This is a genomic window from Pseudomonas sp. P4_B4, assembly GCF_056402255.1.
Genome location: NZ_JBFUHS010000005.1, coordinates 45809 through 60216 on the forward strand (window position 1 = coordinate 45809; position 14408 = coordinate 60216).

Annotated in this window: 12 protein-coding genes and 2 tRNA genes; 9 read left to right on the forward strand and 5 right to left on the reverse strand. The window is 59.5% G+C overall.

Going from position 1 to position 14408, the window contains the following annotated elements:
* Positions 1–53: 53 nt before the first annotated feature.
* The 3 genes from AC1DVE_RS07895 to dcd form a co-directional block, all read right to left on the reverse strand.
* Positions 54–440, reverse strand: coding sequence for a hypothetical protein (locus AC1DVE_RS07895; RefSeq protein ID WP_223458910.1), 387 nt, complete (start codon positions 438–440; stop codon positions 54–56).
* Positions 441–685: 245 nt separating this feature from the next.
* Complete coding sequence (locus AC1DVE_RS07900; RefSeq protein WP_223458909.1) at positions 686–895, reverse strand: hypothetical protein; 210 nt, start codon at positions 893–895, stop codon at positions 686–688.
* A 107-nt stretch (positions 896–1002) separates the two neighbouring features.
* Positions 1003–1569 (reverse strand): dCTP deaminase, encoded by a 567-nt coding sequence (gene dcd, locus AC1DVE_RS07905; RefSeq protein WP_007940589.1) that lies wholly within the window; start codon positions 1567–1569, stop codon positions 1003–1005.
* Between the two features lie 353 nt (positions 1570–1922).
* Here dcd and AC1DVE_RS07910 point away from each other — a divergent pair, with 353 nt between their 5' ends.
* Positions 1923–2132: a cold-shock protein gene (locus tag AC1DVE_RS07910; protein ID WP_002554837.1), complete on the forward strand. Its 210-nt coding sequence runs from the start codon at positions 1923–1925 to the stop codon at positions 2130–2132.
* Positions 2133–2282: 150 nt separating this feature from the next.
* Here the strand turns inward: AC1DVE_RS07910 and AC1DVE_RS07915 are convergent, their stop codons facing one another.
* Positions 2283–3290, reverse strand: a complete 1008-nt coding sequence (locus AC1DVE_RS07915) for a DUF481 domain-containing protein (protein ID WP_223458907.1) — start codon at positions 3288–3290, stop codon at positions 2283–2285.
* A gap of 162 nt (positions 3291–3452) precedes the next feature.
* Here AC1DVE_RS07915 and AC1DVE_RS07920 point away from each other — a divergent pair, with 162 nt between their 5' ends.
* The 4 genes from AC1DVE_RS07920 (at position 3453) to AC1DVE_RS07935 (ending at position 8242) form a co-directional block, all read left to right on the forward strand.
* Positions 3453–3806 carry an MGMT family protein gene (locus tag AC1DVE_RS07920; protein ID WP_150727643.1) on the forward strand — a complete coding sequence of 118 codons (354 nt, stop codon included), beginning with the start codon at positions 3453–3455 and terminating at the stop codon, positions 3804–3806.
* 44 nt (positions 3807–3850) lie between these two features.
* A complete protein-coding gene (locus AC1DVE_RS07925) occupies positions 3851–5410 on the forward strand; it encodes an AmpG family muropeptide MFS transporter (RefSeq protein ID WP_223458905.1) in 1560 nt (519 codons plus the stop codon).
* A gap of 143 nt (positions 5411–5553) precedes the next feature.
* Positions 5554–7269 (forward strand): proline--tRNA ligase, encoded by a 1716-nt coding sequence (locus AC1DVE_RS07930; protein WP_223458903.1) that lies wholly within the window; start codon positions 5554–5556, stop codon positions 7267–7269.
* A 19-nt stretch (positions 7270–7288) separates the two neighbouring features.
* Complete coding sequence (locus AC1DVE_RS07935) at positions 7289–8242, forward strand: hypothetical protein (RefSeq protein ID WP_223458901.1); 954 nt, start codon at positions 7289–7291, stop codon at positions 8240–8242.
* A 55-nt stretch (positions 8243–8297) separates the two neighbouring features.
* Here the strand turns inward: AC1DVE_RS07935 and dinB are convergent, their stop codons facing one another.
* On the reverse strand, positions 8298–9359 hold the full coding sequence (dinB, locus tag AC1DVE_RS07940; protein WP_223534234.1) for a DNA polymerase IV: 1062 nt from the start codon (positions 9357–9359) through the stop codon (positions 8298–8300).
* Positions 9360–9659: 300 nt separating this feature from the next.
* Here dinB and AC1DVE_RS07945 point away from each other — a divergent pair.
* From AC1DVE_RS07945 to AC1DVE_RS07960, 4 genes are all read left to right on the forward strand, one after another.
* A tRNA-Met gene (locus AC1DVE_RS07945) sits at positions 9660–9736 on the forward strand.
* 232 nt (positions 9737–9968) lie between these two features.
* Positions 9969–10045 (forward strand) — tRNA-Met (locus AC1DVE_RS07950).
* 280 nt (positions 10046–10325) lie between these two features.
* Positions 10326–12968, forward strand: a complete 2643-nt coding sequence (mprF, locus tag AC1DVE_RS07955) for a bifunctional lysylphosphatidylglycerol flippase/synthetase MprF (RefSeq protein WP_223458897.1) — start codon at positions 10326–10328, stop codon at positions 12966–12968.
* Entirely contained in the window at positions 12968–14269 is a 1302-nt protein-coding gene (locus tag AC1DVE_RS07960) for a virulence factor family protein (RefSeq protein ID WP_223458895.1), read from the forward strand. The genes mprF and AC1DVE_RS07960 overlap by 1 nt, the downstream gene beginning before the upstream one ends.
* The last annotated feature ends 139 nt before the right edge of the window (positions 14270–14408 follow it).

Sequence of the window (14408 nt, forward strand, 5' to 3'; positions counted from 1 at the left end):
CGCTGGGAGGAGAAGTGGAAGCCGGGTTGCCGGCTTCCAACATCAGTCAACCGTTATGCCCCCGCTTCGTTTTCCAGCCTGAAACTGCCATTTTTCACTTGCAGACCATTAGCGTCCGTCCCACTGAAGCGCCCGGCAAACTGCGCGTCACCTCCCACCGTCAACTCGAGCGTTCCTGGATAAAGCTCTGCCTCCGAGTTGCCGATCACATGGATGACCATGGGAGATCCCTCGTTGAGTCCCAGGCTGAAACTGCCACTCTGGATGCCCATCGGTAAGTACACGTAAAACGCTGTCCCCTGACCGTTATCCGCCTCAATGCAATGAATGTCTGACCGCTGATAGAAATCGAGCCCATCCGTTACGCGAAACTGCATGGAGCCGACTGTCGTGATTACGTCGGCACTCAAATGCCCCGATCGATTTGCACTCACACTCATCTGAATGTTCCTTTTCATATTCGAAGTTAACTGTCTGATGCCCCTGTTAAAGGCCCCAGGGCACGCAGCTCCCAGATAGAACCACGGCCATGTCTATCGATTGGTTTCCCCGACAGACATAGTTACTTCCGAATATGTGCAGGCCGATTCAGACGCTACGTTCGTCTATAGCAACAACAGGCACAGGCCTGCTTGCTGAAGACAACAAGCGCAGCTCAACAGCCATGAATGGCGGAAATCGAAAATCAGGCAACAGGCGCAGGAGGCGACTCGTCCGGCAGAGTAGGCTCGCCTGGCTCGTTAGGCTGTTCATTCGGGGTATCAGGATCAGGCTGGCCGGGGATACCCCCTGCCATGCTGACGGGCGGATGTGCCAACAAGGACCAGGCCAGAACACCCACCTGGTTGGGTTCAAGCCTTGCCAGTTCGGCACTGATTCGCGGATCGATCTTCATTCGGCACTCCTGAGCGATGGCCCGACCCGCCTTGCGCGGATCGGAACAGTACACCCCATAGAGTGTACGCCCGCTCAGGAATTCCCGGCATTTGTCGGACGGTTGACTCAGGTGCGAGGCAGGGTCACGCCACGCTGGCCCTGATACTTGCCGCCTCGGTCCTTGTAGGACACTTCACATTCTTCGTCAGACTCAAGGAACAGCATCTGCGCCACGCCTTCGTTCGCGTAGATTTTCGCCGGCAGATTGGTGGTGTTGGAGAACTCCAGGGTCACGTGACCCTCCCACTCAGGCTCGAGCGGCGTGACGTTGACGATGATGCCGCAGCGCGCGTAGGTGCTTTTACCCAGGCAAATGGTCAATACATTGCGCGGAATGCGGAAGTATTCGACGGTGCTGGCCAGGGCGAAGGAGTTCGGCGGAATGATGCACACGTCGCTGTGGATGTCGACGAAGCTGCCGGCATCGAAGTTCTTCGGATCGACGATGGCCGAATTGATGTTGGTGAACACCTTGAAATGATTGGTGCAACGAACATCGTAGCCATAGCTCGACACCCCGTAGGAGATCACACGGCTATCGTCACTGCCGCGCATCTGGCGCTCGACGAAAGGCTCGATCATGCCGTGTTCCTGCGCCATGCGGCGAATCCACTTGTCCGATTTGATGCTCATGGCGGGTGTCCTGAATAGCGAGGTCGAAAAATTCTGTCCGGCATCTTACCGGGCGCGCCGCCGGGTTCAAAGTCCGCGGTGCAATTCTCGCCGAACAGGCAGGAATTACCTGCGCTGGCGACGAACCGTCACACCGCCGATCCTTAAAACAGAGAAACCTGTGCAAGAAGCATTGGCACGTTCCGGAAAAAGGGTTAAGGTGGCGTCACTGTGCTGCTTGTGTCACTGAGAATCTCTACACGATATGTTGAATTTCGATCCAACCATCTACAAGAATTTTTCCTGCTCTTTGCACTCAGTCTCGGCCAGGGTTCTTCCTGAGTCGCAGTTATCTTTGTTCAAGGAGTTACACCATGTCTAATCGCCAAACCGGTACCGTTAAGTGGTTCAACGATGAAAAAGGCTTCGGCTTCATCACTCCACAATCCGGTGACGACCTGTTCGTTCACTTCAAAGCTATCCAGTCCGACGGCTTCAAAAGCCTGAAAGAAGGCCAACAGGTTTCTTTCATCGCTACCCGCGGTCAGAAAGGCATGCAAGCTGAAGAAGTTCAAGTTATCTAACTTGTACTTGCTTTAGTAAAAAGCCCCGCCCTCAACAGCGGGGCTTTTTTGTGGGCGAGTGTTTTGTCCACGCAAAAAAAGATCGCCGCCTTCGACAGCTCCCGGGTTGCCCCTGCAGGAGCTGTCGAAGGCGGCGATTTTCCGATTTGCTTACCAGGTCACGCCAAACCCTGCGGTGTAGCGTGTCTTGTCCAGATCCGCATCTTCGGTGCCGCTGATGATATCGCGCTCCGCCTTCAGGTTCAGCGAAGCCCAGTCAGTCACCTTGTAGCGCAACCCCATCTCGGCATCGAGCGCGTAGTCGGCCACATCCGACAGCGGCTTGCCGACCTCACCATTGGTGAAGAACTCGACACGCTTGCCGACCAGGTAGCGGTTGTAGTCCCACTTCATGGCCAGGGCGTAGAAATTGTCCTTGCTGCCATCGGAAAATTCATAGTCCGTGCGGTTGATCAGCGAGCCCAGGGAGAACGCCCCGAGTTCGTTATCCCAGAACTGATAGCCGGGACCGGTACCGACCGTGCGTTGCCGGGAAAGGTCTTCGACCTTGTCGCGCTTGTAGACCAGGCGCCCCTGCCAGAACCATTGCTCGGTCAGGAATCGGTCGATGGAATACTCCGCCCGCCAGTTGTCCGTGGTCACCACGTCGTCCTGGAACTCACGGTTGTATTCACCTTCAGCGGTGTGCCGCCAGCGACCGTGTCGCGCACTGGTCTTGAAATCGATGTCGTAGTCATCGGTGTCGTTTTCCGCCCGCTGATAATCCAGCGCGATATCGACATTGCCTTTCCACACCAGATCCTCGACCACCGGTTTTGGCTTGAGAATCTGCTGAATGCTTGCCAGCTCGACCGTCTTCGGTGCCTCGCCGTTGGCCAGCGTGACCTTGCCGGCGTCCGCCGCTTTCAGTGACTTGGCTTTCTCGCCACTGTAGGCATCCTGTTTGACCAGCAACTCCTGATCGCTGTCCAGGGTCTTGACCTGTTTCCAGTCGATCGTCACCGCACCGGCGTACTCGGTCTGGATCAGCAGCTTGCCGCCATCGAACAGCGTGATTTTGCCGCTCAGCTTGTCTCCGTTCTTCAACCACACGGTATCGGCAAGCAAGGGAGTGGAAGCACCAAGGGCAGCGAGACACAGCAGGGATCTGGACAACATAAGCAAAATACGGGCTCAGGCTTGCGAGAAAAGTCGGCATTATCCGTAGGAACAAGGCCCTGACAAGGACTGACCCGACTATTTCTGTTGAGTTCATTTCTCAACTTCCTGTGCAGGAATTACTCTACAGACGTAAAGCAAACTTCTTCAGGACTGACGGACGTGACCGATCCAACCGATGAATCCGAGAGTGCAGCGCAAATCCGACGCACGGCGCTGTATTTGACACTTGCCCAAGTACCGGAGGGCAAAGTCGTCAGCTACGGCCAACTGGCCGAGCTTGCAGGACTGGGTCGCGCCGCTCGCTGGGTCGGCCGCACCCTCAGCCAATTGCCGAGCGACAGCAAATTGCCCTGGCACCGTGTTCTGGGCGCAAACGGGCGTATCAGCCTGCCGGTGGGCAGCCCTTCGGGTGATGAGCAGCGCGCACGATTACGCATGGAGGGCATCAGTATCCTGAATAATCGTGTTGATATTCAGCGCCATGGCTGGCGTCCGGTAGAGCACAGCGGTTAGAGTGCGCGCTTTGTTTCCGTATTTCTTGAGGCAGACTCCAGCCCATGCCCCGTAAAACCTGGCGCGCCGCGCTCGCCGCTTATGCCAGCCCTTCGACACTCGTGCTGTTGCTGCTTGGTTTCGCCGCCGGCCTGCCCTACATGCTGGTGTTTTCGACGCTTTCGGTCTGGCTGCGTGAAGCCGGCGTGGCGCGTGAAACCATTGGCTATGCAAGCCTGATTGGCCTGGCATACGCCTTCAAATGGGTCTGGTCACCCTTGCTCGACCAATGGCGACTGCCATTGCTCGGCAAACTCGGTCGACGACGATCCTGGCTCGTGCTGTCCCAGGCACTGGTCATCCTTGGCCTGATCGGGATGGGTTTCTGCGACCCGCAAAAGCATTTGTCCTGGCTGATTGCCATTGCCGTCGTCGTCGCTTTCGCATCAGCGACGCAGGACATTGCGGTAGACGCCTACCGCCTTGAAATCGCCGAAGACAATCGTCAGGCCGCACTGGCCGCCAGCTACATGTCCGGTTACCGGGTCGCTGCGCTGCTGGCCACTGCAGGCGCGCTGTACTTCGCCGAAGGCTTTGGCTCCACCGGCTTCAACTACAAGCATTCGGCCTGGGCCGGCACTTACATCCTGTTCGGAGTGCTGATGGTCCCGGCACTGCTGACCTCCATGTTCATGCGCGAACCACCCGTGCCGTTGCGCACGCAACTGCAGGCCGGGCGCTACAGCTTCGTGCATCAACTGGCCTCGGTGTTCGTGCTGATCATATTGCTGGTGTCCGTGCCGGCCATGTTCACCCAGCTCTACAACACCGACTTCGCCAGCGTACTGTTCCAGGGCGTGAGCCTGCTTGACCTGTTGCTGGAGGACCGCGCCTTCCTGCGCGCGATTCTCTACACCACCCTCACCGCCCTGTGCCTCTCGGCCATGGGCCGTCGAGGCCTGGCGCCAGTGCTGACACCGGTCAACGACTTCATCCTGCGATACCGCTGGCAAGCGCTGCTGCTGCTTGGCTTGATCGCCACTTATCGGATGTCCGATACGGTCATGGGCGTGATGGCCAACGTGTTCTACATCGACCAGGGCTTCACCAAGGACCAGATCGCCAGCGTCAGTAAAATCTTCGGCCTGATCATGACCTTGGTCGGCGCTGGCATGGGCGGCCTGCTGATCGTGCGTTTCGGCATCCTGCCGATCCTGTTCATCGGCGGTGTCGCATCCGCGGCGACCAACATCCTGTTCCTGATGCTCGCCGACATGGGCCCCAACCTGAACATGCTGGTGCTGACCATCTCCCTGGACAACTTCAGCTCAGGCCTGGCGACCTCGGCCTTCGTGGCCTACCTGTCGAGCCTGACCAACCTCAAGTTCTCCGCCACCCAATACGCCCTGCTCAGCTCGATCATGCTGTTGCTGCCACGCCTGATTGGCGGCTACTCCGGGGTCATGGTGGAAAAATTCGGTTACCACGACTTCTTCCTGATTACCGCCCTGCTGGGCATCCCGACCCTGCTGTTGATCGCCTTGCACTGGTTCCAGGAGAACCGCCGCGCAGGCCCGACACCGACACCGGAACCAGTGCAGACCCCGGTAGCCGAAGAATCGTAGGCTCTTTACGCAGGAAGAATCGCGGAGGGCCGAGTGAATCGCGCCCTCCTGCCACACTACCGACCGCACGCCTGTACTCCAGCGGAACTCGCCCGTACAATGCTCCGTCATTTCTCGTCATCAGCAATCGATAACGGCCAACCATGCGCACCAGTCAATTTTTGCTCGCCACACAAAAAGAAACGCCTTCCGACGCGGTCGTGATCAGCCACCAGCTGATGCTGCGCGCCGGCATGATCCGCAAACTCGCCTCGGGCCTGTACACCTGGCTGCCGATGGGCTTGCGGGTAATGCGCAAGGTCGAAGCCGTCGTTCGTGAAGAAATGAACGCCGCCGGCTCTCTCGAAGTGTTGATGCCGAGCACGCAACCGGCTGAGCTGTGGCAGGAATCCGGGCGTTGGGAAGAGTACGGCCCTGAATTGCTGCGCTTCAAGGATCGCCACGGTCGCGACTTCTGCGCAGGCCCGACCCACGAAGAAGTCATCACCGATCTGATGCGCAACGAATTGAGCAGCTACAAGCAGCTGCCAATCAACCTGTACCAGATCCAGACCAAATTCCGTGACGAAATCCGCCCACGTTTCGGCTTGATGCGCGGCCGCGAATTCATCATGAAGGACGCCTACTCGTTCCACGCTGACCAGCCTTCGCTGCAGGTCACCTACGACCGCATGCACCAGGCTTACTGCAACGTATTCACCCGTCTGGGCCTGAAGTTCCGCCCTGTTGATGCCGACAACGGATCCATCGGCGGCGCCGGTTCCCACGAGTTCCACGTGCTGGCCGAGTCCGGTGAAGACGATATCGTTTTCAGCAACGGCTCCGACTACGCCGCCAACATCGAAAAAGCCGAAGCCGTGCCGCGCGAAACCTCGCGTGCCGCTGCGACTGAAGAACTGCGCCTGGTCGACACGCCGAACGCCAAGACCATTGCGCAACTGGTTGAAGGCTTCAACCTGCCGATCGAGAAAACCATCAAGACCCTCGTGGTGCACGCAGAAGAGAAAGGCAAGCTGATCGCCCTGATCATCCGTGGCGACCACGAGCTGAACGAAATCAAGGCCGCCAACCAGCCAGGCGTTGCCAGCCCGCTGGTCATGGCCTCGGAAAGCGAACTGCGCGAGGCCATTGGCGCCGGTGCCGGTTCCCTCGGCCCGTTGAACCTGCCGCTGCCGATCATCATCGACCGTTCGGTCGAGCTGATGAGCGACTTCGGCATCGGTGCCAACATCGATGACAAACACTACTTCGGTGTGAACTGGGAGCGCGACCTGCCTGTTCCGACCGTTGCCGACCTGCGCAACGTCGTGGCCGGCGACCCGAGCCCGGACGGCAAAGGCACCCTGGAGATCAAGCGCGGCATCGAAGTCGGGCACATCTTCCAGCTGGGCAACAAGTACAGCAAAGCGATGAAGTGCGAAGTGCTGGGCGAGAACGGCAAGCCGGTCACCCTGGAAATGGGTTGCTACGGCATCGGCGTGTCCCGCGTAGTGGCGGCTGCCATTGAGCAGAACAACGACGAAAACGGGATCATCTGGAGCGACACCCTCGCGCCGTTCCAGATTGCCCTGGTGCCACTGCGCTACGAAACCGAACAGGTTCGCGAAGCCACCGACAAGCTGTACGCGGAACTCACCGCTGCCGGCTTCGAAGTGCTGCTGGACGACCGCGACAAGAAAACCAGCCCGGGCATCAAGTTCGCGGACATGGAGCTGATCGGCATTCCACACCGGATCGTGGTCAGCGACCGCGGCCTGGCCGAAGGTAACCTGGAATACAAGAGCCGTACCGAGGCCGACGCCCAAGCGCTGCCGGTCGCCGACGTGCTGTCGTTCCTTCAGGCCCGCATCCGCCGCTGATAGCAGATATAGAGACGTCATGTTCAAGCGAAACACCTTAGGCCTCGGTGGTGCCGCCTTGTGCGGCGCACTACTGGTCAGCGGCTGTGCCAACCACATGTCGCAACGCAGCGAGCAAGAGGAACGGGTCGAGCGCAAATTGCTCGATCACAGCCTGCAGATCGATGTAGGTGAGCCCAAGGTGCTTGAGCTGCCTCAACGGCGGGTGAAAATCCACGAGCAGAAGACTTTCGAAGTCACCGAGTACGAAGTCACGCGTCATTACGATCGCTATACGCCGTACCAACCCTGGCGGGAGATTTACGAAATTCCGCTGGGCGCGGTGGCCGTGGTGGCGGGTATCGGTGCCAATGTGGTCAACGTGCTCGCCCTCGGCAATCTACCGGACAGCGTGACCAAGGACTGGCTGAGCTACGGTTTCGCCGGGCTCAACCCGTTCATGAACGTGCAGTCCCACGGCCGCGCGCAGCAAAACCTGGCCGGTATTGGTGAAGTCCAGCGCGACAAACGCACGGAGTACTCAAGCCTGCCTTGGAGCGAGCGTCCGGTCGAGGTCAAGGCCGGCAAGGAAACCTTCGAACTTACCACCGACAAAAACGGCATATTGCGCCTGAATCTGTTGGACAGCCCGTTCGCCGAACATGACATCAATCATCTGAGCCGGTTGCTGATCCGTGTAGAGGATGTCCAGGGCAACGTGCACAACGATTCCACCCTGGTCATCAGCAGCAACTTGCGCAGCAAGCTCTATGAGGCCCACGGGTTGATTTATGACGATCTCGAAGGTGACGAAGTCAATCAGTGGGTCCACCGGGTCAAACGCCTGTCGGAGTTGGGTCTTGAAGAAGAAGCCAGCGAACTGGAACAGAGCCTGATCGAACTGACACGCAATGATCCCGAGTTGCAGACTGAGTTTCTGAAGTCGCTGGCTCAGAATGGCGAGCGACTGGTGGCGAATCCGGGACTGAATTAACGGCTAAAGGCATCGCGAGCTTGCTCGCGATGGCGCCCTCACATTCATCACCCGACTACCGCTCAAACAACTCCATCTGCTCGAACCCGCCCCGCAAGTCCTCCAGCCGCACGCCGACGCCCAATAACCGCACCGGTTTTCCGCCGCGATTGAAAGCCTGGGCCAGCATCAACTGATAACTCCCCAGATCCCGCCCTGCCCCGGCCTGCTCCAATGTAGTCTGGGTGAAGTCATGGAATTTCACTTTGACGAATGGCTTGCCCGGACGATAACTGCTGTCGATTCGTGCCATACGACCCGCCAGGGTCTCCAGCAGCTCGGGCAATTTATCCAGGCAGCTCTTCAGGTCCGGCAGGTCAACGTCGTAGGTATTTTCAACACTGATCGACTGACGACGACTGTCGTTGTGCACCTCACGCTCATCGATCCCACGGGCCAGGCTCCAGAGTCGCTCGCCAAAGCTGCCGAATTCACGCACCAGCGCCAACTTGTCCCACTCGCGCAATTGCAGGCAATCGATGATCCCCAGCTTGCCGAGTTTGTCGGCAGTGACTTTGCCAACCCCGTGCAATTTGCTCACCGGCAAGCCACTGACAAAGTCTTCGACCTGGTCCGGAGTGATGACGAACAGGCCGTTGGGCTTTTTCCAGTCACTGGCGATCTTGGCCAGAAACTTGTTCGGCGCCACGCCCGCCGACACAGTGATATGCAACTGGTTGGAGACCCGGCGCCGGATGTCCTGGGCAATTCGCGTTGCACTGCCACCGAAATGCGCACTGTCCGACACATCGAGGTACGCCTCATCGAGCGAGAGCGGCTCGATGATCTCGGTGTAATCGCGAAAGATCGTGTGAATTTCCCTGGACGCTTCTCTATAGGCATCCATGCGTGGCTTGACGATGGTCAGGTCCGGGCACAGCTTCAAGGCATGCCCGGAGGACATCGCCGAACGCACCCCGTACGCTCGCGCCTCATAATTGCAGGTGGCGATCACCCCGCGCCGATCCGCCGCCCCACCTACCGCCAGTGGTTTACCGGCGAGGCGTGGGTCGTCGCGCATTTCGATGGCTGCATAGAAGCAGTCACAATCGACGTGGATGATCTTGCGTTGAGTCATAGCAAAGCCGTGTTCATGGCAAAGAAAAGGCGTCATGGCGTGCCGGACAAACAGTATCTCACCGACACCTGTATATAGCACCAGTAGTCTGAATGTTCTTTTCCAATCGTAGGAAGAGTCGATTGTGAATTTATTTTTTMAATCGAAAAATTACTTTCAATAGACGCGCAGGCCTTGTCCTGCCTGCCTCACAGACCGGTCGACCTCCCCTTTTGAACGCTAACCGATTGAACGGGAAGAGGTTTTGTCGGAATTGGAGGTTGACACCCGAGCGCATCTCTATAGAATGAGCCACACAGACGCGGGATGGAGCAGTCTGGTAGCTCGTCGGGCTCATAACCCGAAGGTCGTCGGTTCAAATCCGGCTCCCGCAACCAAACATCAAAAAAGGCTACTCGAAAGAGTGGCCTTTTTTGTGCGCGCTCGTTTTGTAGGGCCGAACACCGAAACAAGGCCTGGACGCTCAACGATTCCGAAACCGGAAATCGTTCTGATTCCGAAACTTTGGCCATCCCTGCGACCGCTTGCCGCAATTCAACGTTTATTTGACCTGGTTCAGGATTAACGGTTGACACCCCGGCATTACTCTATAGAATGCCGCCACACAGACGCGGGATGGAGCAGTCTGGTAGCTCGTCGGGCTCATAACCCGAAGGTCGTCGGTTCAAATCCGGCTCCCGCAACCAAACATCAAAAAAGGCTACTCGAAAGAGTGGCCTTTTTTGTATCTGTTGAAAAAGTCCTTTCGCAACAATGACCTGTCACTGTGAAGCAAGCCGTTTGGGGGGGCACCCATGCGCCGGGTTCAGACTATGCTCTATTGCAGGCTGAAGCCTTCACGACTGATGACGCGCCGTCCCCATTGCCCGGTGATTGGCGTTAATATTTGTGATTATTTTTTTCTGCAGGGATTGGTAACTTGGCTGGATACCCCCATCCTGTCGCGCACAATCCAAGAGGTGATTGATGCGCGCCAACTCGTCTGATTCACAAGACACTGTCACAGCGACACAACCGATCAATGCTGAGCGCCTGCGCCTGCTTGATCGATTGAGCAAATACCGTCAACCCATTGGCCTGGCGGTCACCCTGCTGTTGTTCGCGATCGCGCTGATTGCCTGTCGCCACCTGTTGAGCGAACTCGACCTTTACGCGCTGCACGACTCGATCCTCGACGTTCCGAAACCCGCTTTGATGGGCGCACTGGCTGCAACCGTGGTGGGCTTTATCATTCTGCTCGGCTATGAATGGTCGGCTAGCCGCTATGCCGGGGTGAGCCTGGCACCGCGCACGTTGGCGCTGGGTGGTTTCACGGCCTTTGCCATCGGCAACGCCATCGGTCTTTCAATGTTGTCGGGCGGCTCGGTTCGCTATCGCCTCTATGCCCGTCATGGCCTGGGTGCGGCTGAGGTCGCCCGCATGACGCTGTTCGCCAGCCTCTCGCTGGGTTGCGCCCTGCCGCCGCTGGCCGCCCTGGCGACGCTCAGCGACCTGCCAGCCGCGTCCACCGCCCTGGGGCTCTCAGAGACGTTGCTGGGCGTGGTGGCGAGCGCCGTGCTCGTGCTGTTTTCGGTACTGACCATCGGCATCTACCGTCGTCGGCTGCCGGAACAGCCTTACCCGGACAACCTGCTGGTCAAGGTCGGGCGCCGCACCTTGCGTCTACCCGGACGTCGCCTGACGTTCCTGCAATTGATCATCACCGCCCTGGACGTAGCGGCCGCCGCGACCGTGCTCTATCTGCTGCTGCCGGAGACGCCACCCTTCGGCGCGTTCCTTCTGGTTTACCTGCTGGCTCTGGCCGCCGGCGTGCTCAGCCATGTGCCGGGCGGTGTCGGGGTGTTCGAGGCCATTTTGCTGGCGGCGTTTTCCGACACCTTGGGTGCTGCGCCACTGGCGGCCGCCCTGCTGCTCTATCGCTTGATCTACGTCGTCCTGCCCTTGCTGGTGGCCTGCCTGCTGTTGCTGATCAACGAAGGCCAGCGCCTGTTCCAGACACGCCAGACGTTGCGCGCGGCCTCAGGCCTGGCGGCTCCGATACTGGCGGTGCTGGTATTCCTGTCCGGCGTTGTCCTGCTGTTCTCCGGCGCCACTCCGGAAATCGATACCCGCCTGGAACACATCGGTTTTCTGATCCCTCATCGACTGGTCGATGCCTCGCACTTCGGTGCCAGCCTGGTCGGCGTTCTTTGCCTGCTGCTGGCCCAGGGGCTGCGTCGCCGGCTGTCGGCCGCGTGGATGCTGACCACCATTCTGTTGCTGGTCGGTGCCCTACTCTCACTGCTCAAAGGCTTCGACTGGGAAGAAGCCAGCCTGATGGTGCTGACGGCGAGCCTGCTCGGGGTATTCCGCCGCTCGTTCTATCGCCCCAGCCGCCTGACCGAAGTACCGTTCTCGCCGTTGTACCTGGTGGCCAGCCTGTGTGTGCTCGGGGCGTCGATCTGGTTGCTGCTGTTCGCCTATCAGGACGTGCCGTACAGCCACCAACTCTGGTGGCAGTTCACCCTCGACGCCGATGCTCCTCGCGGCCTGCGTTCGCTGCTCGGGGCTGCCGTGCTGCTGGTGGTGGTATCGCTGACCTGGCTACTGCGCACCGCGCGTCCGGTCATTCACCTGCCGACGCCCGACGAACTGGAGCGCGCCAGCAAGATCCTCATGGCTTCGGCTCAACCGGATGGCGGCCTGGCCCTGACCGGTGACAAGGCGCTGCTGTTTCACCCCAATGACGAAGCGTTCCTGATGTACGCCCGTCGCGGCCGCAGCCTGGTGGCACTATATGACCCGATCGGCCCGGGCCAGCAACGGGCGGAAATGATCTGGCAGTTCCGCGACCTATGCGACATCCACCACGCCCGTCCCGTGTTCTATCAAGTGCGCGCCGAGAACCTGCCGTACTACATGGACATCGGCCTGACCGCGATCAAGCTCGGCGAAGAAGCCCGGGTCGACCTCAAGCGTTTTGATCTCGAAGCCAAGGGCAAAGAGATGAAGGACCTGCGCTACACCTGGAACCGTGGTACTCGTGACGGCCTGTCCCTGGAAATCCATGAGCCGGGCCACGCGCCGATGGATGAGCTCAAGGTGATTTCCGATGCCTGGCTGACCGGCAAGAACGTCCGGGAGAAAGGCTTCTCGCTGGGCCGCTTCAGCGATGACTACCTCAAGCACTTCCGCATCGCGGTGATTCGTTTCGAAGGACGCCCGGTAGCGTTCGCCAACCTGCTCGAGACCTACGGCCATGACCTGGCCAGCCTCGACCTGATGCGTGCACACCCGGACGCCCCGAAGCTGACCATGGAGTTCATGATGGTCGGCCTGATTCAACATTATAAAAACCATGGATACGCGCGCTTCAGCCTGGGCATGGTGCCGTTGTCGGGGTTGCAACCCCGTCGCGGCGCGCCATTGACCCAGCGTCTGGGCTCGATGGTATTCCGCCGTGGTGAGCAGCTGTACAACTTCCAGGGCTTGCGCCGCTTCAAAGACAAGTTCCAGCCTGATTGGGAACCCCGTTATATGGCCGTGCCCGCCGGACTCGATCCGCTGGTTGCGCTGGCCGACACTGCTGCCCTGATCGCGGGCGGCTTGACCGGATTGGTGAAACGCTGATGATTCAACGCTCCTTGCGGTATGTATTGGGCACGCTGGTGATAGTGGCCCTGATTCTCGGTGGCGGTTACTGGTACCTGAAACGCCCGGCACCGGAACCGACCCTCGAATTGCTGACCCCGGCCGATGGTGCGGCGATGACCCGCGTCATCCCCGGTACCACGCCACGCGCCCAGGTGCTGGTGGCGGTCAACGAAGACCAGAAGCTCAGCGACAAGCAATTGATGACCCTGAGCCGCAGTGGCGCGGCGCAGATTGTCCAGGTGATCCTGCCCAAGGACTGCCTGCTGCAAAGCCGCGCCCTGCAATCGGGCCTGCGAGAACTCAAAGGCCCGGCGACCCTGGTCAGCGGCATCGGCCCTGGCGCCGTGCTGGCCTGGCGCTGGTTGTCCGAGCAGAAGAATGACAAGGCCCAGGCCATCTCGGTCGACCTGGCCCTGGAAAAGGGCGGCTGCACTCACCTGCTGCCGAAAAGCGCTGCCCACGGCCACTGGCTGGTCGCGTGGAACGACAACCCGGACGACACCAGTGCCGGCTTCGTGCGTGATCAACCGAACGCCGAAACCAGCATCAGCGACTACGACATCAACCTGCCGCAAGTGTTGAACAACGAACTGCGCAAGATCCTCGTCGGTGGCGACAAAGCCGCTGGCGGCCTGCAGATCCCGGTGGTCGAAGTGCCAGCAGGCCAGGCCAGGGACACCGTAACCCTGTTCCTGTCCGGTGACGGCGGCTGGCGCGACCTCGACCGCGACGTGGCGGGCGAGATGGCCAAGATCGGCTACCCGGTGGTCGGCATCGACACCCTGCGCTACTACTGGCAGCACAAGAGCCCGGAGCAAAGCGCACTGGACCTGGCTGAACTGATGCAACACTACCGGCAGAAATGGGGCACCAAGCGCTTCATCCTGACCGGTTACTCGTTCGGCGCCGACGTACTGCCGGCGATCTACAACCGTCTGGCCGAGTCGGAGCAGCAGCGCGTCGACGCCATTATCCTGCTGGCCTTCGCCCGTACCGGCAGCTTCGAGATCGAAGTCGAAGGCTGGCTCGGCAACGCCGGCAAAGAAGCCGCCACTGGCCCGGAAATGGCCAAGCTGCCAGCCGCCAAAGTGGTGTGTATCTACGGCGCGGAAGAAACCGACGAGAGTGGCTGCACCGACAAGACGGCGGTGGGCGAAGCCATCAAGCTGCCTGGCGGCCACCACTTCGACGAGAACTACCCGGCGCTGGCCAAGCGCCTGGTGGATGTGATCGAGAAGCGGCAGGCGAAGGAAGCCGAAGCGACCGCTCAGGAATGATCCGGACCCGCTGAACAAGAGCCCTCGCTACTTCACGGTAGCGGGGGCTTTTTTCATTCCAGCACTCACCACACATCTCCTGTGGGAGCGGGCTTGCTCGCGAAGGGGGCGTGTCAGGCGATATAGATGTATCTGACAC

Excerpts from the sequence above, each read along its gene's own strand:
- AC1DVE_RS07910 (WP_002554837.1), top strand. The coding sequence starts at position 1,923 with ATGTCTAATCGCCAAACCGGTACCGTTAAGTGGTTCAACGATGAAAAA.
- dcd (WP_007940589.1), bottom strand. The coding sequence starts at position 1,569 with ATGAGCATCAAATCGGACAAGTGGATTCGCCGCATGGCGCAGGAACAC.
- AC1DVE_RS07925 (WP_223458905.1), top strand. The coding sequence starts at position 3,851 with ATGCCCCGTAAAACCTGGCGCGCCGCGCTCGCCGCTTATGCCAGCCCT.
- AC1DVE_RS07930 (WP_223458903.1), top strand. The coding sequence starts at position 5,554 with ATGCGCACCAGTCAATTTTTGCTCGCCACACAAAAAGAAACGCCTTCC.
- dinB (WP_223534234.1), bottom strand. The coding sequence starts at position 9,359 with ATGACTCAACGCAAGATCATCCACGTCGATTGTGACTGCTTCTATGCA.
- AC1DVE_RS07915 (WP_223458907.1), bottom strand. The coding sequence starts at position 3,290 with ATGTTGTCCAGATCCCTGCTGTGTCTCGCTGCCCTTGGTGCTTCCACT.
- AC1DVE_RS07895 (WP_223458910.1), bottom strand. The coding sequence starts at position 440 with ATGAGTGTGAGTGCAAATCGATCGGGGCATTTGAGTGCCGACGTAATC.
- AC1DVE_RS07900 (WP_223458909.1), bottom strand. The coding sequence starts at position 895 with ATGAAGATCGATCCGCGAATCAGTGCCGAACTGGCAAGGCTTGAACCC.
- mprF (WP_223458897.1), top strand. The coding sequence starts at position 10,326 with ATGCGCGCCAACTCGTCTGATTCACAAGACACTGTCACAGCGACACAA.
- AC1DVE_RS07935 (WP_223458901.1), top strand. The coding sequence starts at position 7,289 with ATGTTCAAGCGAAACACCTTAGGCCTCGGTGGTGCCGCCTTGTGCGGC.
- AC1DVE_RS07960 (WP_223458895.1), top strand. The coding sequence starts at position 12,968 with ATGATTCAACGCTCCTTGCGGTATGTATTGGGCACGCTGGTGATAGTG.